Genomic DNA, 20,414 nt, shown 5'->3' on the forward strand with positions numbered 1-20,414 from the left:
ACAAAAATAGCGGCTAAATTAGCCGCTATTTTTTAACTATAAATTCCTGGAGTTATTTATCAGCTAGCTTTTTAGCAATAACACTATCAACCGAAAAGCTACCAGCCCCTTGCACAGCAAGCGCTGCAGTTACAACTAATAAAGTAAGTGCGTATTCGTAACCGTTGTTAGCCATAAATAAACCATTGTTAATGTGTACGCTAAATATAGCAATCAACATTGTAAACGCCGTAACTAGGGCTGCTGGGCGTGTTAATAAACCAAGTGCTAATGCAATACCGCCAAAAAATTCAGCGCTGCCTGCCATTAAAGCCAACCAGTATCCAGGTTCTAAGCCAATATTTGCCATCCACTGCCCTGTGCCTTCAAGGCCGTAACCGCCAAACCAAGCAAATAATTTTTGCGCGCCGTGCGCTGCTAAAATTAAGCCAACTGGTACACGTAAAACAAGTGCTGCTGCACCTGCTTTAGAGTTTAATATTTTTTGTAGTAGTGTCATGCGTTTTATCCTGCGTAAATTTATATGATGTTAGTTTTGCTAACCGATGAACACAGTTTACTATCATCATTTAAAAACATTAATATCGATATTATTGGTTAATTATAAACACTACGTTTAAAATTGAGTTGTTGAGCGTGTTATTTTGGACATAGAGCACTTACACATGTAAAAGTGATTTTAATCGCGCAGTTTTAAACCTTATTAAACAGTAAACTGATAGCTAAATAGTGCGGCTCTGCTAGTATAAAAAAGTAGTAAAAAATTGGATCCGCTTATGAGCTATGAAAGTAATAGATTGACTTTTTTCCCACCTAAAAATAAAGAAGCGTTCTTTTTTATTTTTATTCTTTTGCTCGCATTATTTATTACTTTTGATTCTCATGCTGCCGATGTATGCAAAATAAAGCACTTAAATTCACCCACGCCGGCCTCTGTGCTGAAGGTAAATACTCCTTCTGAACTGACAGCTCAGCGCGGTGTTAATCAATACCAAATTAATTGCTCACTTGAAAACGGTGGCGTACTCAGTTTTTTGCGCCCAGGACTTGATAGCTTTACTTGGCAGCAAAAAAATACGGTAAAAGCGCCATTAAAATCAGGGCAAGTCGCCTATTTAATGGACTCAGGTACCTTTACAGCCACAATAACATTAGAGTCAAAGCTTAATTACACACCGCGATTTAAATGGCAACACGCCCATACTTATTTTGAAAAAACGCAGCAAGATTCGCTGATTATGGGATCATTTTATGGGCTATGCATAACGCTTATTTTTTATGTATTGATAATGGGGCACAGGCTTAACGAAAGTGTGTTTAAGCTCTACAGCATTTATATTTTTTGTATTGGTAGCTTTATTTTATTACAAGAAGGGCAACTGTATTTATTTGTAACACAGCATGTATCTGGCGTTATTTTTAATTTATATCTGCTCAGTATTGGTTTAACTGTGCTAAGTGCCACATGGTTTATGCTCGCTTTGCTAGAAACAAACAAACGCTGGCCTAGATTAACTAAGTTACTCAAAGCATTAGCCTGTGCTGTCATGCTAAGTGCAGTACTTAAAATGCTATTTACAAACCTGTTTTTTTGGACAATAGCAGGGTATGTGATGTCTTATTGTTCACTCTTTATTGTGGCTGTTATTTTTACATTGGCAGCTATGCAAGCTTTCAAGGGTGTACGTGAAGCAACACTCGTTTTTGTAGCGCTTAGCCTTGTGTTAGTCAGTATGATCTTTAGAGTGCTGCTTATAAACCAAAGCCCGTTTATGCAGCGTTATGGGTTTGTGTTAGCATTTGCGGTTGAATCATTTTTGTTAGCCGTTGCGGTATCAAGGCGTATTAGCCGAATGCGAATCGCACAAAAGCGCGCCGAGACCGAAGCCGACTACGACCCTCTTTGTAGTATTTTAAACCGCAGAGGCTGGGCTAAAAAATCATCTTCGCTTCTAGATTTGCACACTAAAAAAGGCGGTGTATTGTGCTTAATGTATATAGATTTAGATGACTTTAAACAAATAAATGACACCTACGGCCACGCTGTAGGTGACGATGCTTTATGCAAAGTCGCCACTTGCTTAAAAAGCAGTGTTCGCAGCAACGATGCTGTAGGGCGTTTAGGCGGTGATGAATTTGTAGTGCTAGCGCACTTTTATAAAAATGCGCAGGTAAGCCCTAAAACTCATCATTTAAAAACCACCTTGAATAGGCTCACAATAAATCACAACAACGACCCTATTACCATTAAAGCCAGCGTGGGAACCACCATATTTAGTGAACCGCCCCACTCTATTGATGAAATTTTAAAAGCGGGCGACACTGCCATGTACCATGAAAAGTTACAACGAAAAGTTAAGCCACTCACATTAGTAGATGGCTAATTTCAAGCAACATAGCTTATTAACCTGAACTTTGGTTAAGAGATTTACTAACATATTAAATTAAAAGTGATATCTATGTTTATTTTCTCTAGCCAGAGATTTACAGTGAAAACAAGGCGAAATTACGCGTCAATAGCTAGCCTATTGCAAGTAAATTCAACGTAGTTAGCGCTGGAAATAGCTGCTTGAGATAGATTTATTATCCAGAGTTCAGGTTTATTACTATTAAACCGTAACCGGCTTTGCAAATTGTTTACGGTTTACATAGTGGCTCATAATAATGGTAAACAACGTTGAGCACACTGCTGCCGCAGCGTATACCTGCCAAATCACAAATTCAAACTTAAGCGCCAGTGCAATTACAGCAAAAAATACGCATCCGCCTAACGAGCCAATAATGCCACCGTTAAGCACCTTATACGCTGAGTATTTTTTATTACTAGCATGCGCAATACTCCCCATTACCGCTAATATCACCGGGAAGGTAGATAGCAAACCACTCCACATAGCGCCTATGTTTGCTGATAAAAACGTAACTAAAACAATAAAGCAGCTGACCAATAGCATTTTTACAGGCAGCTCCCAGGCCGCGAGAAAAGGTTTAGCATCGGGCGCACACTTTAACTTACTTGAGGCCAGCGCAAGCACCCATAAAGTTCCTAGCGAAAGCAGCGATGCAAAGGCAATATTCACTGGCAATAACAAGGTAAATGCACTAAAAGTACACCACAGTATTAATGCAGCAAACAACGCTTTAACCACCCTATATTTTGCAAGCATGGCAGCATAACAAAAGCAAAATAAGCCAATACCGCTCATGCCATACAGCGACGCCACAGCTGAATTGCTCGCAAATAGCTTACCTTGCTCAAGCGCAATGAAATAACTAATAGGGCCTGATGTGATAGGTAACCCAGGAATAATACCACTTACAAAGCTGCCAAAGTGTTTTTGGGCATAGTGAATAAAAAATAAAAGTACCGGCGCAATGGTGAGTTTTAACAGCAACATAAACAACCATAAAGTATGAGAGTTGCGTGTTAGTCTACGTTTTAAAATCCGTACTGTAGAGTGAATAAATATCACTCATACGGTGTAATTATTTTCATCTATAGGTACAGAAAAGGCCACTAAAAAGTGGCCTAATTTTTAATAAATATTGCTTATGCTTTTTTAAATAAAACCTCAGGGTTTACCATGGTTTTCATTTCAAGCACATTGCCGTTTGGATCTTCGATAAAAAAGGTTTCTTGTTCAAACTCATCACCAACAAAACGACGATAAGGTTTGTCTAGGTATTCAAGCCCTGCATCTTCTATACGTTTTTTTAAACCGTTAAATTCTTCTTCTGATAAGTGAATACCAAAGTGCGGTACCGCCACAGCCCCCATATCTACATCATGGCGAACAGTGGGTAGGCGCTCTTCGCTTTGGTGTAATGTGAGCTCATTACCCCAAAAGTCTATGTCTACCCAGCGCCCTTCTTCGCTGTTCCCTGTTTTACAGCCAAGCACATCACAGTAAAACGTTTTAGCCACTTTTAGATCGCCCGCGGGTATAGCCAAGTGCAAACAGTTAGACATAAATTACCTTTAATCTTTTAAATTTGTATATTAATAACCCCTATTATACATAAAATATAATTTATGAAACATTAACAGCCAAAAATAAGCATAGTTAATACCACCAAAGCTTAAAAAATAGTCTTAATAACAATTAACGCTAGCCCCCACATTTTATTTATTAGAGATAGTTAGAAAGCGTAAAAGGATTAGTTTAAAATGTACCACTATGATTAAATTCTTACTTTTAAAGTTTATAACTTTCTTTTTAGGCTTTGTTGCCTGCTTTGCCATGCACACTACTTTTGCTCTGCCTTTAGTTATTTCGGCGGCGCTAACGGGGCTTATTGGCTCGTTTATTCCTTTTCCTAAACAATTTAAAAACCACCCTTATGCGGCTATTTACGCAGGTAGCTTTGCCGGCATGTGTTCTACGCATTTGATTACAAGCTATTGGGAAATAGCCATAATTTCAGTTATTGGCGCCAGTTTATATGTGCTTACCATAAATATGTTTACCGGATTTGGCGGTAAGCTTGGCAGTGTTGCTTTTGCAAGCGTGGCTTTATTTATGTTGGCTAAAGGAGTGGTTTTATGAATTTAGAATACCCATTTATAGCCTTATTAGGTGCATTTTTAACGTTTTTCTTAGCCAAACATAATCGTTTTGACGGCATACGAGCCTCGGCGTCGCTTTCTATTATTGCTTATTTACTATTAACTGCTTTAAACCTAAACCCCGACTTATACTCAGTCGTATTTTTTGGCGGCACATTTATAGGCATGAGTGCCCCACATAGGTTTGGTATTTATACCGTTACCAGCTCATCTATTTTATTTTCGCTTTTATTTGAATACCTAGTCCCAAAGCTTGATGGTTATGGCGGTGCGCTAGGGGTGAGTGCGTTTTTATCTATTTGTATTTGCCATATGTTTATTTTACTCGGCGCGCCAAGAAGTAAAAAGCAAAGCTCTTAAAGCTAGCTAAAACCAGTAAGTAACGTGTTTATTTTATTAATTAAAGTAAGCGCAACATAAAAAAATTCATAGCTTGTTATGTTCCTTTTTTCTACAACTCTGTTAGAATCCTCCGCGATCTTTGTTTACCCTAAATAAAGACTAATCGTATATGGATTTATGAATATGAAAAAAATAATCGCAGTAGCAGCACTTTCTTTACTTCCTTTCTCGAATGCTATGGCTGACCAAGATATTGGTTGTGGCCTAGGCTCTATGTTATTTGCTGGTCAGCAAGGTAAAGGCGTTAAAATTTTGGGCGCTACAACTAATGGTACTTCTGGTAACCAAACTTTCGGTATTACTTTTGGTACTTTAGGTTGTGACGGTACTGGTACAGTTACTTCTTCTGAAAAAATCGCATTATTCATCGATGGAAACATGGAGCAACTTGCTCGTGATATGTCTCAAGGTGAAGGCGAAACTTTAGCAACACTTGCTGAGGTTTGGGGCGTTGCAGAACAAGATAAAGCAGCATTCAACAAACTTGCTCAAGCACAGTTTTCTTCAGTATTTACTTCTGAGAACGTAACATCACAAACAGTGTTAGAAAACCTAAACGCTGTTGTAGCAAGCGACGCACAACTAGCTTCTTATACGCTTTCTTAATCAGCTAAATTAGCCGGTTTTATATGTATAAATAAAGCCGCTAGAGTATCCTCTAGCGGCTTTTTTATGATTTAGTGATTATGAAAAAAATATTATTTACCTTGCTAGCCATACTTTTTAGTATGCATTCAAATGCTAAAAGTATTGAAAAAAGTACCTTAGCCACACACCCTTATTGGCTTAAACTGGGCCACTACCGCAATACAACCTTCAAAAGCTGGAAAAGCGAGGTGGATAGCGCCGAGTTTTTTTTATCGCCTACAGGAAAAACCAGCCCAGTAGATGAGTTAAATGCCACCATTAGCGCATTTAATACCAGTAAAAGCAGTCAACAAAAATACAGCTGTCAATTTCCAGCTCGCTACACATGGCTAAAATCAAAAATTAAAAACAATTGGCCTGCTCTTGATTGCGCTGAGCTTAAAACCTGGCAGCAAGTCATTAATCCTAAAGGGGTTACGCTTGTATTCCCTACCGCATTTATGAACAGCCCTTCATCAATGTTTGGGCACACTTTACTGCGCATCGACGCTAAAGATCAAACCCGTAGTAAAGAACTGATTGCCTTTGCTGTAAACTTTGCGGCAGAACCTGATGACTCAGATAACGCCGCCATGTATGCACTTAAAGGCCTTGTTGGTAGCTATCCGGGTAAGTTTTCACTTATGCCGTATTATAAAAAAGTACGCGAATATAATGATTTAGAATCACGCGATATTTGGGAATACAAACTCAACTTAACTGAGCAACAAGTTGAGCGGGTATTACTGCATTTATGGGAGTTACAACACGCCACTTTTGATTACTTTTTTATCGACGAGAATTGCTCCTATCAGTTACTCGCGTTACTGCAATTAGCAAATGAGGAGCTTAACTTAACCTCACAATTTAATATGCAGGCTATTCCTTCAGACACTGTTGCCGTGTTGAGGGATAACAATTTATTGCAAACACCACATTATCGTCCTGCCTTTGGCACTAAGTTATTTCACTATTCAACGCAATTGAGTGACCAACAACTAACTGATGCCAGAGCCCTTATGCAAGGCAAGCCATTAAATACACGTAATTACTCACAACAAGAACTTATTGCCCTGTTAGAAATGGCGTACGAATGGTTAAATTTTGAATTTTACGACAAAGCCCTTAATCGTGAAGAAATAGCCCCAAGGCTTACCAAGCTATTAATAATGCGCAGTAAGTATGCGCTTCCTTCACCTTTGTCTAAACCAGCAAGGCCTAAGGCGTCACCAGAACAAGGCCATGGTTCTTCAAGGCTAACAGCAAAAAGAGTGCAAAATAATAACCAGCAAAACACCACCAATTTAGCTTATCGCCTTGCTTATCATGATTTACTCGACAGACCCGCAGGCTTTATACCCGGTGCTCAAATTAGCTTTTTTGACTTAGCAGCCAACCTATCAGATAGCGGTAATAGCCAGATTGAGCATTTTTACTTACTTGATGCTATGTCGCTTGCCCCCGATAATCGTGTATTTGATAGCTGGTCGTGGAACATAAAAATGGGCTTTGATAGGCAACCAAGCCCAAACAAACGCTCTGGCCGTTTTTTTACCAAAGGTGGATATGGTAAGTCTTATGGCAACCCAAACAGTGTGCATGGCTATGTTTTAGGGCAATTGGAGCTAAATTCTGGCGATATAACTAATCAACTAAGTGTTGGAATAGGTAGTGAGGCGGGCGTAATTTGGCAGGCAAACAATAACCATAAATTAGTACTTACAGGCAATGTGTTTTGGCTAAGCGATAATGCAGCAAGTAGCCATAGTGAAATCGCTCTGACATGGAATTATGCTTTTGTACAAAACTTTTCGCTTCGCGCTCAAATTAAGCATGAAAAATGGCATGCTACCAATACATCTGCAACCTTAGCTTTGCAGTTCTACTTCTAACTACAAGCAACAGCCTTACTTGAGTGAGGCTGCCCTACCGCTCTATATAAATTTTTTAATTAACTGCCCTTAGTTACAAAATTACCAATCAGCTAAAAATACACTGTTGCTTTGAAACAGAAACTTTTAGGTCTTTGCCAGTAAGCCCATTCGCTGCGGTTAAACACCTCCGAGTTACCTTAAACTAGCTAACTATGCATAATTTTTTGTAAGATGCTGTGCTGTTTGCTGTACTTTGTGATACACACTGAATTTAATTTACCTGTTATTATTGCTACGTGAGTAATTAGCCTTTTTGACCCTTTTATCCCTTTTCCGAAGTCTTTTAAAACCCATCCAAACGCTGTTATTAACGCAGGAAATTTTGTGGGTATGCGTTCTTCTAGCTTAATTAACAGTTACTGAAAACTTGGCTTTATTTGATTCTTAAGCGCTTGTTTGTATATGCTTACTTTAAATTTATTTTCTGGCTTTGGAGGAAATTAGGAAGTATTGCATTTGTAATGTGTTGAATTATTTGTCTTAGCTAAGGGGGTATTTGTATGGCAATTTAATACCCAGCAATTGTGTTTTTCAGCGCTTTATTAGCTTTTCTACTTGCCAAGTATAAGCCTATTAGTGCTACTAGTGCCTCTTCGGGTTTATCTATATTTGCTTACCGCATTTTTTATAGTTTTAACTTACAACACGAGCTTAACAATGTCATTTTTTGCTGGTACGTTTATTAATATGAGTACACCTAAGCGTTTTGGTCTGTATACAATGACCAGCATTGTAGTAATTTTTGCGATCCTATTTGAATATTTAGTCCCTAAATAAGTAACGACGGTGGAACACTAGGCACTATGCATTTTGTCTGCATGTACTTGTCATATTTTCATTTATTAAGTGCACCACGTAGTAATAGGTAATATATAATATGAATATCTTTTAAATTTAAAATTCAGTAGTTCAAAAAATAGCTCAAATAAATCTGATCCCTTGTAAAAAAACTCCCGTAAAGTTACGAGATTGTTAATTAGATCTCACACAGAAGGATCAGATCATGAACAAATTACTGAAGGTATGCCTCATTACATTTCCCTTGTTGCTAGCACAAGGTTGTAATGACGATGATGACGATAACACCCCTGTAAAAGTTGAGCCCGAATCATCTTCAACCATTGTTGATGTAGCAAGAGACGCGGGTAACTTTACTACTTTAGTTGCAGCATTAGAGGCAACAGGTTTAGATGATACTCTTGCCGACACTAGCCAAGAATTTACTGTTTTCGCTCCTACCGATGATGCCTTTGCGCTTCTTGGCGAAGACACAATAAACGGATTGCTAGCAGATACAGATACACTTAGTTCAATACTTACTTATCACGTAGTGTCAGGTAGCGTTAACGCTGAAGCAGCAATTGGTCTTGCTGGTACAACGGTTGACACTGTAAACGGCGGCAAAGTCGCTTTATCGTTAAATGGCGATAGCTTGTTAATAAACACAAGCACAGTAACCATGACTGACATTGCAACTGACAACGGCATCATTCATGTAATTGATGCAGTACTTATGCCTATCGCCACAGCTGAAGCAGCACCAACTACCAATATCGTCGAAACAGCACAACAGGCAGGTGGATTCACCACGTTACTTGCTGCATTAGACGCTGCGGGTTTAACAGCAGCATTAAGCGACGAATCAGCACAGTTCACTGTTTTTGCACCCACCGACGCGGCCTTTGAAGCCGTTGGTAGCAAAATGATCAATACGCTTTTAGCAAACCCAGATGTACTTGGCGACATTTTAAAGCAACATGTTTTGACTGGCGCGGTTGATTCGGTAACTGCTATGTCATTAAATGGTCAATCTGCAGAAACGCTGCTAGGCAACTCTCTTCCAATTACAATTAATGCCGAAACAGACATGTTAATGTTTGGTGGTGCCAATATTGTGGTTAAAGACATTGCTACAACTAATGGGGTAATTCATGTAATCGATTCAGTTATTGTGGCTGATGTAACACTACCAGAAAGCTTTGGTACAATTGCTGATGTTGCCAGCGATAATGGTAACTTTACAACACTGATTGCCGCACTAGGTGCAACAGGGCTAGACACGTTAATTGCTGACCCTACCAATACATTTACAGTATTTGCTCCTACCGATGACGCTTTTTCAGCGCTTGGGCAAGACACTATTGATGCACTACTTGCAGACACTGATACACTTCGCGATATTTTACTCTACCATGTAGTTGCTGATGCAAGCGTTTTATCTGACGCAGCAGTCACTATTGCAAATAGCGAAAATAATAAAGTGGAAATGGCAAATGGCGATATGGCCGCCCTATCGTACGTAGACAGCGTACTGTTTATCAACGACTCTGCCGTCACTGCGGCAAATGTAACAGCCGATAATGGTGTAATTCATGTACTCAATAAGGTCATTATGCCACCAGCCGAAGTAGGCACACCTACCAAAACTATTGCTACTGTTGCAACAGAAACAGACGCACTTTCAACATTAGTAACAGCCTTACAAGCTGCTGACTTAGTTGATACGTTTAATGATACAACAAAATCGTTCACCGTATTTGCTCCAACAAATGCCGCATTTAATAAAATCCCAACTGATACCTTAAACGCGCTACTCGCTGATACAGATGCATTAACCGGCGTATTAACGCAGCACGTTTTAGGTGCTCAAGTAGGTAGTACAGATGCGTTTGCAACAAACGGTAAAATGGTCACTACGCTTGCTGAAAACATGATAAGTGTAAACATTGTCGACTTTACTAGTACCACCAATGCTGCAACAGACAGTGTTGCATACGATGCAAACAATGCACGCTTAGTAACAGGCATGGCTGATAGCACTGCGGGTAAAACGCTTTACGTTTTTGACAACGATTTAGGTGAGTCAATGAGCGCATGTGAAGATACATGTGCTACAACGTGGCCACCAGTGCTGGGCACAGCGGACTCTATTGAAAACATACCGGGTTTATCACTTATTGCTCGTGCAGACAGCACTATGCAGGTTGCGTATCTAGGTCGTCCATTATACACCTACTCAGGCGATACCGCTCTTGGCGATGAAAATGGCCAAGGTGTAGGCAATGTTTGGTGGCAAGTAAGCTTACCTGCAACTTCATTGCAAGTTGCTGGTAGTAACGTAACAACTACCGACATATACACTAGCAATGGCGTGGTTCATTTGATTGATACAGTCATTACTACTGCACAATAGTTTCTTTCCTTAGACAACAAAGTTAAGAGTGGATAACCACTCTTAACTTTTACATTTCACGCAATTATCATTGTTTTTCTGCGAACTAGTTGGGTAGCCAAATAAAATACTTAGCTTAGCTTTAAACCCTTTTGCTGTATAAGTTTGTTTAATTAAATGCCACCATTGATGAAATGTAATTGTGACTGGATTATTGCTATTTAACTGCCCCACAATGCCATACTTACATGGCTTATTAGAGTCTTCTTCAACAAATGTACCAAACAACTTATCCCAGATTATAAGTACGCCTGCAAAATTTTTATCCAAGTATTTTCGGTTTATAGCGTGATGAACACGATGATGCGATGGCGTATTAAATACGCTTTCAAACCAGCCTAACTTGCCTACGATTTGCGTATGCACAAAAAATTGATACGCCAAATTAAGGGCCACTACGCTAAATACGGTCAAAGGGTCAAAGCCAAGCAGTATCATAGGCAGCCAAAATACCCACATGCCGGCTACTGGATACATTATGCTTTGCCTAAACGCAGTGGTAAAATTCATTTTAGTGGAGCTGTGGTGCACCACATGGGCCGCCCACAACCAATGTATATGGTGCGATGCACGATGAAACCAATAGTACAAAAAATCTTGCAGCAAAAATGCAAAAGCAACACTTAATACACTCAGCTTTATATCAAATAAGCGGTATTCGTAAAGCATATAAAAAAATGGCATAAGTAACAGCAATGCTATTGCATCCGCGCCTTGGTGCAGCAAGGCTAAAACAGTGTTTGCTAGGCTATCTTTTATATTGTAATAGCGCTTAAATTTTACAAATTCAAAGCACACAAATACTAAAAACACAGGGCTTAGGGCAAGTAAAATAATTTCTGAGTTCATACTTTGCCCGCCATAAAGTAATGCTGCAGTTTAATTAATGCCTGGGTTATATCTTTACTAATTAGGTGTTTTAGCAAAGCATTTGGCAGCCACCACGGCGCTTTACAGCGTATACAATAAGTAAGCTCGGTAGTGCTGCTTTTAGCGCCTGCATTAGCAACTAAATAAATATCACCTTGATGGTGTGCCACAGGCTTATCACCGATTATTTGATAGCAAATATGGCTGGGGTTAGCCATTATTATACGCTCATTAAACGTGGCATTTGCCATTTTTACTTGCCTAATGGCGCCTTTACCGCCTTTTAGCTCACCACTATTTTGTGTTTGTATTAGCTCAAACTTGGCATTAAAAAAACGATCTAACTGCTGATGATCCAACAAGGTGGTTATTATTTGCAAAGGTTCTGCATTAAGCGTTTGTTTTATTGATATAAAGATCATTGGTTACAGCGAAGATAATTACTCATGTAACTAGCATATAAAAATTGAACATGGCAAGCTTGCTCATACACGACCATTTTTTAGCTTTAGACGACAAATGCATACACTGGCTGATCATTATTTTTCGAGCATTTTAGATTACTTGCAAACTCAAGGTATTGATTCTAATACAGCTCTTAACGCCATCGGGTTTACTGAATTTAGTCGCAAGCGTAGTCAGCAACTAGCACCGCGTATTAGCTTACAAAGTTACAATGCGTTGCTTGAGTATGGCCAAAAAGCGCTAAACGATCCGCTGTTTGGTTTTACTTTAGGTATGCACATTCGCCCCGCTGATTACGGTATATTGGGCTATTTAATTGAATCGAGCGATACGCTAAGTAGCGCTATAAAGGCACTATTAAATTACGACAGCTTAGTGGCAGATATTGGTAAAGCGCAGTTTTTGCAAACTGCAAACACCGCCACGGTTCGCTGGCATGCTCATCCTCATTGTAATGAACAAGTTGTACTACGAAACATGACCGCGTGGGTAAGCGTTATTCGCCAGCTAATAGACGCATCACTTTGCCCAAGCAGTATCAGCTTTATACATAATTGGCCTAAAAAGCACACACATCAGTTAGAGACGTGGTTTAAGTGCCCTGTTACAAGCGGTACAGCACATAATCAAATCAACTTTCCCAGTCGTTATTTAGACCTTGCCTTTAAAACCGACAACGCCATTGTAAATGCTACATTTAAGCAGCTTTCACAGCAGCAGTTATCACACTTTAAAAGCCATCAAAGCCTTGTAGAAAAAGTTAAACAGTTACTTTCTACTAAAACAACGCTACAAAATTGCCAGCTTATGAGTGTTGCAAGCGCATTAAACGTAACACCACGCACGCTACAACGCCATTTAAAAAAACAACATGTAACCTTTGCGCAATTACTAGAACAAGAAAGAAAAAACCGCTCCCACACGTTAATTGGCACGCTCCCACTTAGCGAACTCGCTAACCTGTTAGGCTTTAAAGATCAAAGCTCGTTTAATCGCGCCTTTTTACGATGGCACCATTGCACACCCACACAGTTTATAAAAAGTAAATAATCGGCATAGCCACTCACATTAAATAAACATTAATGGTATACCTTTTAATCAACACTCTTTAAACTAGGGCACATAATAATAAAAATGTGGGTTATATTTGTGCGTGTTGTTATGAGTATTTGTATGTTTATGCTTTATAGCGTTATGTGCAACGCACAGACCATTACCTTTATCGCAGAAGACCTGCCGCCTTATCATTTTATAAATGAAAATAACCAACCTGACGGCGCATTAATCGATTTAGCCAAAGCCACCATTAAACACACAAAGCTATCCGCCAAGTTTGAAATAATCCCGATGGCGCGTATTTTTACAATGCTTAAAAACAACCCAAATGCAATTGCGTTGTCTCTTTTAAAAACCCCCATTAGGGCAAGCCAGTACACCTGGTTAGGTGAATCATACTTCGCTGATGCGTATTTGGTTAGTTTAAAAAACCGTACCGACGAAGTTACCCATCTCAACCACGCAAAATTTTACCAAGTAGCTACCATACGTGGCTATTCTAGTGCAAACTATTTAAAAAATGCCGGTTTTGTAGAAGGTGAAAACCTAGTTCTTGTAAGCTACTATCAACAACTATGGCAAATGCTTTATAAAAAACGCATCGATTTTGTATTAACCAACACACTTACATTAAATAACGAGCTAAAGCATTCAGGCCTTAATCCGAGTTTAATAACTAAACGCATCCATTTAACCGACTACCCTTCAAAATTATATTTTAGTGCCAGCAAAGCGCTAGATAAACACACTGCACGCGCTATTAGCCATGCACTTAACACGCTAAAAGAAAACGGTGAATATCAGGCTATTTTAACCAAGTGGCAACTACCGCTTCCAGCAGCTGCCAACAAATTGTAACAAACAGGGTCTACAATTTTAGCAACGCAAACACTGCTATTTGGCTATGCGATTAATTAAAACACCTCAAGGCATAAAACTCAGTTACCAAGACGAAGGCGCTAAAAAAGCCCCCACAATCATACTTATTATGGGTTTAGGCGCACAAATGACCGTGTGGCCTGACTCGCTTTACTACACCTTAGTAAAAAAAGGGTTTAGGGTTATACGCTTTGATAACCGCGATACTGGCCTTTCTACCCATTTAGAGCATCACTCTAGCCCGAGTTTATTTAAATCGTGGTTAAGTAAACGCCTGCCCATACGCACGCAAACGCCCTATTTACTTGATGATATGGCAAACGATGTATTAGCGCTTATGGCGGCGCTTAAAATTGAAAAAGCGCATTTTGTAGGTGCTTCTATGGGCGGTATGATTGCTCAACTCATTGCAGCTCAGCATAAAAAAAAGGTGCTAAGTTTAACCACGATTATGTCAAGCTCAAGCTTACCCCGCCTTAGCGCTAATAGCATTGGCGTATTTATAAAGCTTGCCAAATTAAAGCCCAAAACATCCAGCCTTGATGAGGCAATAAACTACAACATAAAACTTAATCAACTTATTGGCAGCCCCGCCTACCCTCAATCAGAAGACGCACTCCGTCAACATGCAACACAAATTGTAGAACGCGCGCATAATCCAAATGGCTACAAACGCCAACTGATTGCTATGGCTGCGAGTAAAGATAGACAACATTTAATTCGTAAAATTAAAACACCCACTTTAGTAATTCATGGCAGCGATGATGTAGTAATACCCGTAAGTGCAGGCAAAAAAACGGCAAGCCTTATAAAAAAAGCCAAGTTAAGAGTAGTTCCGGGGATGGGTCATAACTTTGCGCCAGAACTCATGCCGCTTATGACAAAGTGGATAGTTAAGCATGTAAAAAAAGCGCAGCGCAAACACCTAAATAAAAAACATAAAAAACAAAATCAACAAAAAACCACATTGGTATAACCAAAAGAGCACTATAAAAATTACATAAATACAAAATTGGTAATGTTGATATTTTAAATTGGTATGTTAGATTAAAGTTAAGCGACGTTAATATCGTTCATTTTAAAATCATCACACAGAGACAACAATGAAAAATCTAACATCTACTTTTAAACTCACAGCACTGGCTGCTGTTACCCCTTTGTTATTTATGGGCTGTGCCAGTACTACTACACCTGTTGATAGTAATGTCGCAGTACCTGCGTCAAAATTTGATTTATCACAATGGAAAATTAACGTTCCTGTCGATCTTAATAACGATGGAAAAATAGATACAATCGACGTTGAAGAGATTCAAACCTATGCACACCCTGATTTTTTCTACCTTGATGATCAGGGCTATATGGTATTTACCTCGCCAAATAAAGCGCTTACCAGCGCCAACTCAACCAATACCCGCAGTGAGTTAAGACAAATGATCCGCGGCACAAATACCAAAATAAAAACTAAAAATTCAAAAAATAACTTTGCCTTAGCTGTACACCCGCTATCGGAGCGTTTTGGCTCGGTAGGCGGAAAAATGGAAGCCACCCTAAAGGTGGATCATGTTGCACGGCGCGCTAACGATCCTAATAAAAAAGCTGCGTATTCTGTAGTTGTGGGGCAAATTCACGCAGGTAAAGATCAAGCCTTAATCGACACAAAACTAGGTTTTGGCTGGGGTAACGAACCGCTTAAAATTTATTATAAAAAATGGCCAGGGCATAAAACCGGATCTGTTTTTTGGAACTACGAGCGTAACCTACCAAAAAAAGATCCTAACCGTACCGACATTACATACCCTGTTTGGGGCAACACGTGGGAAAACCCAAACGATCCCGGTGCGGCAGGCATAGCGCTTGGCGAAGACTTTAGCTACACAGTAAACGTACATAAAAACGTGATGTATTTGACCTTTAGCGCACAAGGCAAAAAAGACGTTAACTACGCAATTAACTTGGGCAATAACGTAGATGCCTATGGCAAAGTAGATGAAAAAGATCACCCCAATGGCTATGCTGCCGATTGGCATTACTTTAAAGCGGGTGCTTATAACCAATGTAGCACCAAAAGTGCTAAAGGTATTTGGTACCCAGGTTGTTTAGGCACTGGCGATTGGGCCACCGACAAACAAAATGGTGATTATGCCCAAGTGAGCTTTAAAAAATTAGTATTAAGCCCGTCAACTAAGCCGTAAGGGTTGTTGTCGTTAAGTAGTTTTTAAGTGATGTAAACAGTGGCGATGGTAAATTATTAATATCGCACCAACGCCACTGCATACATTTATTTGGCTCGTTTAGCACAGGCTCGCCGCCTTCGTAATCGGCTTTTACGTATAAAGTAATGTAGTGTTTATTGTCAGCACTAAAAATATCGTTAGTAAAATCAAGCTTAGTAATTTTACTTACATTTAGCCCTGTTTCTTCAAATACCTCGCGTATTGCGCATTGCTCAACACTTTCGCCAAACTCTAAATGCCCGCCAGGCGTTGCCCATGTATTTGCACCATGTGCACCTATTCGCTCACCTAATAAAATAGTGTTTTGGCGCATAATAATAACCGCCACGCCTACTCGTACTGTGTTACTCATAAATTATTTTCACTTGTTTTAATTGCTCGCCATGCTGCGCTACACGCTTTGTATTGTCAATTTTGTATTTTTAACACCAAATTGTTGATTAACTTTTAGCCGACCATAGTCGAATACCTATCGGTTAAAAAAAAGCCTACCTTTTGTAAGGTCTCTCACACACATTTAGTATTAGGAGCCCATGATGTTAGGCCCATATAAACAACAATACGAAAGCTTTAAACAAAACCCAGCACAATTTTGGCTTGAACAAGCAGAGCGCCTACCTTGGTATAAAAAGCCTGAACACGCCTACACACAAGACACTGACGGCCTTTACCATTGGTTTGATGATGGCCAACTAAACACCAGTTTTTTAGCGCTCGACCAACACGTTATTGCCGGGTTTGGCGAGCAAACCGCGCTTATTTACGACTCCCCCGTTACCAACACGCAGCAAAAGTATAGCTACTACCAGCTACAGCAAGAGGTAGCTAAATTTGCCGGTGTAATGCAATCGTTAGGCGTTAGTAAAGGCGACCGTGTTGTTATTTATATGCCCATGGTCCCCCAAGCTGTAATTGGCATGCTGGCCTGCGCCCGATTAGGTGCTATACATTCTGTGGTATTTGGCGGCTTTGCAGCACATGAACTTGCCATACGCATTGACGATGCAAAGCCTAAACTCATACTAAGCGCTTCGTGCGGTGTAGAGGTAGATAGCGTAATAGAATATAAACCGCTGATTGATCACGCCATAGATCTTGCCAATCATAAAATAGATCACTGCGTTATTTACCAACGCGAACAAGTAGCTGCCACGCTTATCCCCTCAAGGGATATTAACTGGGATGAGGCAATGCAAACAGCCACTGCAGTGGAGCCAGTGCCTGTAAGTGGCAGTGATCCACTTTATATTTTATATACATCAGGCACCACAGGTACGCCTAAAGGCGTAGTGCGTGAAAACGGCGGCCATGGCGTTGCTATGCACTACAGCATGGAAACCGTTTACGGTATGCAGCCCGACGACGTGTTTTGGGCTGCCTCAGACATAGGCTGGGTAGTTGGGCATTCATACATAGTGTATGCCCCGCTAATTTATCGCTGTACAACAATATTATACGAAGGCAAACCAGTTCGCACACCTGATGCCAGTGCATTTTGGCGTGTAGTAGAGCAGTACCAAGTAAATGCATTATTTACAGCGCCCACCGCCTTTAGAGCCATTAAAAAAGAAGACCCAAATGCAGAGGGCTTTAAACAATACAACACCCGTAGTTTAAAGCGCATATTTTTAGCAGGCGAGCGGCTCGACCCGCCAACGTATAGCTGGCTTAAAGAAAAAACAAAGCTGCCCATACTCGATCACTGGTGGCAAACCGAAACCGGCTGGGCAATTGCCTGTAACCCCGTAGGCATAGAAGAATTAGTAACAAAACCAGGTAGCTCAACCGTGCCAACCCCTGGGTTTGATGTGCAAATATTGAATATGCAAGGCAAGCAATGCGCACCAAACGAGCAAGGCGTGGTGGCTATAAAATTGCCGCTGCCACCGGGTTGCTTGCCCACCATTTGGCAAAACACAGCGCGCTTTAAAGCCGGTTATTTATCTCAATACCCAGGCTACTATCTTTCCGGCGATGGTGGTTACATAGATGACGATGGCTACTTATTTATAATGGGACGTACAGACGATGTTATAAATGTTGCAGGCCACAGGCTTTCAACCGGCGAAATGGAAGAAATAGTCGCATCCCACCCCGCCGTTGCTGAGTGTGCCGTGTTTGGGATTACCGATACACTAAAGGGCCAATTGCCGATGGCCATGATCGTACTTAAAAACGACTTTACCGGTTCCCCTACCGATGTAGAGCAAGCGCTTGTGCAAACAGTACGCAATCAAATAGGCGCTATAGCCTGCCTTAAAACAATAGTAAGCGTAGAGCGATTACCAAAAACTCGTTCAGGTAAAATACTACGTAAAAATTTGCGCCAACTAGTCGATGGCGACGAGCTACAAATACCATCAACCATAGACGATGCCGGTATTTTTGACGAAATAAATCAACAACTCACCCAGCGCTAAATCCAACCTAATAAAGCCATTTTATATTTATATAAAGTGGCTTTTACTGAAATTTATTCCTTACTTGTACTTTCTTACTTAATACTAAGAACATTAAACAGGAATGTGCATGCCTCGCTTATTACAAACACTACTTGCCACCAGCCTACTATTTATGGGTTTTATGGCACAAAGTTACCAAATTGAAGATTTAGGCGATGGCCTACACCGCTTTATTGACGACAGACACCGCTCGGTATTTTTAATCACCCCACAAGGTGCAATAGTTACCGATCCACTTAATAAAAAAGCCGCCACATGGCTCAATGAGCAAATTAAAACGCGTTTTAACATCCCCATTAAATACGTTGTGTATAGCCATAATCACAGCGACCATATTTACGGCGCTGAGGTATTTAAGAGCCCACACACTACCTTTGTAGCGCACAAACTTACCGCCCAAGATATTAAAAACACAAAAATAAAAACGGTTATGCCTAACCTTACTTTTGATGACGAATTAATACTTAGCCTTGGCGGTTCAATCTTAAAACTTAACTACCACGGGCCAAATGATGGAAGAGGCTCTGTAAGCATGCTGTTCGAAAAGCAAAAAACCTTATTTGTTGTTGATTGGATAGTCATTGGCAGAATGCCTTGGCAAAAACTATGGAGCTACGATATTCAAGGTATGATTAACTCAACCCAAGCGGTACTCCAATATGACTTTGATACTTTTGTGGGCGGGCACGCTGATGTTGGAAGTAAAGCGGATGTAGCACGTTATTTAAGCTATATAGAGCAGCTTTATAGCCAAGTTACCGCAGGTGCACTTGCAGGGCAAAGCCTAGAGCAAATAAAACAAAACGTTAAACTCGATGAATTTTCAGATTTAAAGCAATACAAAGCGTGGCTGCCACTTAATATTGAAGGGGTATACGAGCGCTTGATGGAAGAATCTGGCATGGGTTGGCGCAGCGATTTATAGGCTTTGAAACCGGTCTTTTTTCAAATTAAACATTAAATACAAAGGCATTAGGGCGCTACTGCCTTTGTAATCCCCCCTTTTTACACTTCCCTTACGTTTATTGACAGCACTATACAAAAAAAGGTTTATCTTAAAGCTGACAAAAAGCCGAAAGAGGATAAATACCTATGAACTTATCTTTAAAAATTATTGGTATAGCAACTATGGCAATAACCATGAGTGGGTGTACTGTCTATCAAAAAGCACCAGTGGTGCATAAACCTTATAAAAAAACGGTTAAAGTGGTCGCTCCTTTACCGGTTGCTGAGCACAACTCGCCTAACATCATAATAGTTAAAACAAAACCGGCAAAAAAAGCCTGCACTAAGCACAAAGATCATTGGCACTGTAAACGCTAACTAACCACTGTGCGGTAGCAAGGTTGTTTATAATGTTAAATAACCCCACATTAGGGCATGTGACCTTTAGTAATGGGATTTGCAGTAGCATTATTTTTTTTTAGGCAAGGCAGCCTAAGTAGTATGGTTATTCCCCATAAATAAGCTATAACGCAACATAAATGCCAAACAGCCGCTGCCCAAAGGATTCTGCCTAGGGGCAATTTGCTCTTTGTTACTCGGTTTTTACTTATTCTTTCATGGATGTAAGTCATTAGGGTAACGCAGGAGCAGTTACCGAGCCCACTAGGTTACAAACCTCGCGCCGCGTTTAAATGGCCCCTAGATTGAACAAATTTTAATCCTGAAAGGTCAACAGGCCCTAGA

At 40.2% G+C, this 20,414-nt stretch carries 19 protein-coding genes; 13 read left to right on the top strand and 6 right to left on the bottom strand.

The window, feature by feature from the left end:
* Positions 1 to 52: 52 nt before the first annotated feature.
* The gene (locus CWC17_RS16905) at positions 53 to 499 is read right to left on the bottom strand and encodes a DoxX family protein (RefSeq protein ID WP_138541579.1); all 447 of its coding nucleotides are present in this window, start codon (positions 497 to 499) and stop codon (positions 53 to 55) included.
* Positions 500 to 776: 277 nt separating this feature from the next.
* Here CWC17_RS16905 and CWC17_RS16910 point away from each other — a divergent pair, with 277 nt between their 5' ends.
* Complete coding sequence (locus CWC17_RS16910) at positions 777 to 2,384, top strand: sensor domain-containing diguanylate cyclase (protein ID WP_138614185.1); 1,608 nt, start codon at positions 777 to 779, stop codon at positions 2,382 to 2,384.
* Positions 2,385 to 2,609: 225 nt separating this feature from the next.
* On the opposite strand, the gene CWC17_RS16915 is transcribed toward CWC17_RS16910, so the two are convergent.
* Both CWC17_RS16915 and CWC17_RS16920 read right to left on the bottom strand, forming a co-directional pair.
* A complete protein-coding gene (locus CWC17_RS16915) occupies positions 2,610 to 3,395 on the bottom strand; it encodes a hypothetical protein (protein ID WP_249929236.1) in 786 nt (261 codons plus the stop codon).
* Between the two features lie 152 nt (positions 3,396 to 3,547).
* Positions 3,548 to 3,967, bottom strand: a complete 420-nt coding sequence (locus CWC17_RS16920; protein ID WP_138614187.1) for a VOC family protein — start codon at positions 3,965 to 3,967, stop codon at positions 3,548 to 3,550.
* Positions 3,968 to 4,175: 208 nt separating this feature from the next.
* On the opposite strand from CWC17_RS16920, the gene CWC17_RS16925 reads away from it, so the two are divergent.
* The 5 genes from CWC17_RS16925 to CWC17_RS16955 all read left to right on the top strand — a co-directional run bounded on the left by CWC17_RS16925 (position 4,176) and on the right by CWC17_RS16955 (position 10,720).
* The gene (locus tag CWC17_RS16925) at positions 4,176 to 4,544 is read left to right on the top strand and encodes a hypothetical protein (RefSeq protein ID WP_171042104.1); all 369 of its coding nucleotides are present in this window, start codon (positions 4,176 to 4,178) and stop codon (positions 4,542 to 4,544) included.
* Positions 4,541 to 4,924 (top strand): hypothetical protein, encoded by a 384-nt coding sequence (locus CWC17_RS16930; protein ID WP_138541577.1) that lies wholly within the window; start codon positions 4,541 to 4,543, stop codon positions 4,922 to 4,924. The genes CWC17_RS16925 and CWC17_RS16930 overlap by 4 nt, the downstream gene beginning before the upstream one ends.
* Before the next feature lie 165 nt (positions 4,925 to 5,089).
* On the top strand, positions 5,090 to 5,572 hold the full coding sequence (locus CWC17_RS16935) for a DUF3015 domain-containing protein (protein WP_138541576.1): 483 nt from the start codon (positions 5,090 to 5,092) through the stop codon (positions 5,570 to 5,572).
* 80 nt (positions 5,573 to 5,652) lie between these two features.
* On the top strand, positions 5,653 to 7,485 hold the full coding sequence (locus CWC17_RS16940; protein ID WP_138614189.1) for an Lnb N-terminal periplasmic domain-containing protein: 1,833 nt from the start codon (positions 5,653 to 5,655) through the stop codon (positions 7,483 to 7,485).
* Positions 7,486 to 8,530: 1,045 nt separating this feature from the next.
* The gene (locus CWC17_RS16955) at positions 8,531 to 10,720 is read left to right on the top strand and encodes a fasciclin domain-containing protein (RefSeq protein WP_138614191.1); all 2,190 of its coding nucleotides are present in this window, start codon (positions 8,531 to 8,533) and stop codon (positions 10,718 to 10,720) included.
* 42 nt (positions 10,721 to 10,762) lie between these two features.
* Here the strand turns inward: CWC17_RS16955 and CWC17_RS16960 are convergent, their stop codons facing one another.
* Together CWC17_RS16960 and CWC17_RS16965 are read right to left on the bottom strand one after the other, a co-directional pair.
* Positions 10,763 to 11,608 (bottom strand): sterol desaturase family protein, encoded by an 846-nt coding sequence (locus CWC17_RS16960; RefSeq protein WP_138614193.1) that lies wholly within the window; start codon positions 11,606 to 11,608, stop codon positions 10,763 to 10,765.
* A complete protein-coding gene (locus CWC17_RS16965; RefSeq protein ID WP_138614195.1) occupies positions 11,605 to 12,051 on the bottom strand; it encodes an SRPBCC family protein in 447 nt (148 codons plus the stop codon). The genes CWC17_RS16960 and CWC17_RS16965 overlap by 4 nt, the downstream gene beginning before the upstream one ends.
* 97 nt (positions 12,052 to 12,148) lie before the next feature.
* Here CWC17_RS16965 and CWC17_RS16970 point away from each other — a divergent pair, with 97 nt between their 5' ends.
* The 4 genes from CWC17_RS16970 (at position 12,149) to CWC17_RS16985 (ending at position 16,221) form a co-directional block, all read left to right on the top strand.
* On the top strand, positions 12,149 to 13,144 hold the full coding sequence (locus CWC17_RS16970) for an AraC family transcriptional regulator (protein ID WP_138614197.1): 996 nt from the start codon (positions 12,149 to 12,151) through the stop codon (positions 13,142 to 13,144).
* A 123-nt stretch (positions 13,145 to 13,267) separates the two neighbouring features.
* Positions 13,268 to 14,008, top strand: coding sequence for a substrate-binding periplasmic protein (locus tag CWC17_RS16975; RefSeq protein ID WP_502704921.1), 741 nt, complete (start codon positions 13,268 to 13,270; stop codon positions 14,006 to 14,008).
* A 46-nt stretch (positions 14,009 to 14,054) separates the two neighbouring features.
* Positions 14,055 to 15,005 (top strand): alpha/beta fold hydrolase, encoded by a 951-nt coding sequence (locus tag CWC17_RS16980; RefSeq protein WP_138614199.1) that lies wholly within the window; start codon positions 14,055 to 14,057, stop codon positions 15,003 to 15,005.
* A gap of 127 nt (positions 15,006 to 15,132) precedes the next feature.
* Entirely contained in the window at positions 15,133 to 16,221 is a 1,089-nt protein-coding gene (locus CWC17_RS16985; RefSeq protein WP_138614201.1) for a polysaccharide lyase family 7 protein, read from the top strand.
* Here the strand turns inward: CWC17_RS16985 and CWC17_RS16990 are convergent.
* Positions 16,211 to 16,615: a nucleotide triphosphate diphosphatase NUDT15 gene (locus tag CWC17_RS16990; RefSeq protein WP_055015074.1), complete on the bottom strand. Its 405-nt coding sequence runs from the start codon at positions 16,613 to 16,615 to the stop codon at positions 16,211 to 16,213. The two genes, CWC17_RS16985 and CWC17_RS16990, sit on opposite strands and share 11 nt — an antisense overlap.
* A gap of 184 nt (positions 16,616 to 16,799) precedes the next feature.
* Here CWC17_RS16990 and CWC17_RS16995 point away from each other — a divergent pair, with 184 nt between their 5' ends.
* The 3 genes from CWC17_RS16995 (at position 16,800) to CWC17_RS17005 (ending at position 20,048) form a co-directional block, all read left to right on the top strand.
* The gene (locus CWC17_RS16995) at positions 16,800 to 18,683 is read left to right on the top strand and encodes an AMP-binding protein (protein ID WP_138614207.1); all 1,884 of its coding nucleotides are present in this window, start codon (positions 16,800 to 16,802) and stop codon (positions 18,681 to 18,683) included.
* A gap of 109 nt (positions 18,684 to 18,792) precedes the next feature.
* On the top strand, positions 18,793 to 19,650 hold the full coding sequence (locus tag CWC17_RS17000) for an MBL fold metallo-hydrolase (protein ID WP_138614203.1): 858 nt from the start codon (positions 18,793 to 18,795) through the stop codon (positions 19,648 to 19,650).
* A gap of 167 nt (positions 19,651 to 19,817) precedes the next feature.
* Positions 19,818 to 20,048 (top strand): hypothetical protein, encoded by a 231-nt coding sequence (locus CWC17_RS17005; protein WP_138541568.1) that lies wholly within the window; start codon positions 19,818 to 19,820, stop codon positions 20,046 to 20,048.
* Positions 20,049 to 20,414: the final 366 nt, after the last annotated feature.

Origin of the sequence: Pseudoalteromonas sp. S3785, from assembly GCF_005887365.1 — a bacterium.
Classification (GTDB): Bacteria; Pseudomonadota; Gammaproteobacteria; order Enterobacterales; family Alteromonadaceae; genus Pseudoalteromonas.

Coding starts and splice junctions, on each gene's coding strand:
- CWC17_RS17005 (WP_138541568.1), top strand. CDS start 19,818: ATGAACTTATCTTTAAAAATTATTGGTATAGCAACTATGGCAATAACC.
- CWC17_RS16975 (WP_502704921.1), top strand. CDS start 13,268: ATGTTTATGCTTTATAGCGTTATGTGCAACGCACAGACCATTACCTTT.
- CWC17_RS16970 (WP_138614197.1), top strand. CDS start 12,149: ATGCATACACTGGCTGATCATTATTTTTCGAGCATTTTAGATTACTTG.
- CWC17_RS16910 (WP_138614185.1), top strand. CDS start 777: ATGAGCTATGAAAGTAATAGATTGACTTTTTTCCCACCTAAAAATAAA.
- CWC17_RS16915 (WP_249929236.1), bottom strand. CDS start 3,395: ATGTTGCTGTTAAAACTCACCATTGCGCCGGTACTTTTATTTTTTATT.
- CWC17_RS16995 (WP_138614207.1), top strand. CDS start 16,800: ATGTTAGGCCCATATAAACAACAATACGAAAGCTTTAAACAAAACCCA.
- CWC17_RS16940 (WP_138614189.1), top strand. CDS start 5,653: ATGAAAAAAATATTATTTACCTTGCTAGCCATACTTTTTAGTATGCAT.
- CWC17_RS16985 (WP_138614201.1), top strand. CDS start 15,133: ATGAAAAATCTAACATCTACTTTTAAACTCACAGCACTGGCTGCTGTT.
- CWC17_RS16935 (WP_138541576.1), top strand. CDS start 5,090: ATGAAAAAAATAATCGCAGTAGCAGCACTTTCTTTACTTCCTTTCTCG.
- CWC17_RS16990 (WP_055015074.1), bottom strand. CDS start 16,615: ATGAGTAACACAGTACGAGTAGGCGTGGCGGTTATTATTATGCGCCAA.
- CWC17_RS16920 (WP_138614187.1), bottom strand. CDS start 3,967: ATGTCTAACTGTTTGCACTTGGCTATACCCGCGGGCGATCTAAAAGTG.
- CWC17_RS16955 (WP_138614191.1), top strand. CDS start 8,531: ATGAACAAATTACTGAAGGTATGCCTCATTACATTTCCCTTGTTGCTA.
- CWC17_RS16980 (WP_138614199.1), top strand. CDS start 14,055: ATGCGATTAATTAAAACACCTCAAGGCATAAAACTCAGTTACCAAGAC.
- CWC17_RS16925 (WP_171042104.1), top strand. CDS start 4,176: ATGATTAAATTCTTACTTTTAAAGTTTATAACTTTCTTTTTAGGCTTT.
- CWC17_RS16965 (WP_138614195.1), bottom strand. CDS start 12,051: ATGATCTTTATATCAATAAAACAAACGCTTAATGCAGAACCTTTGCAA.
- CWC17_RS16930 (WP_138541577.1), top strand. CDS start 4,541: ATGAATTTAGAATACCCATTTATAGCCTTATTAGGTGCATTTTTAACG.
- CWC17_RS17000 (WP_138614203.1), top strand. CDS start 18,793: ATGCCTCGCTTATTACAAACACTACTTGCCACCAGCCTACTATTTATG.
- CWC17_RS16960 (WP_138614193.1), bottom strand. CDS start 11,608: ATGAACTCAGAAATTATTTTACTTGCCCTAAGCCCTGTGTTTTTAGTA.
- CWC17_RS16905 (WP_138541579.1), bottom strand. CDS start 499: ATGACACTACTACAAAAAATATTAAACTCTAAAGCAGGTGCAGCAGCA.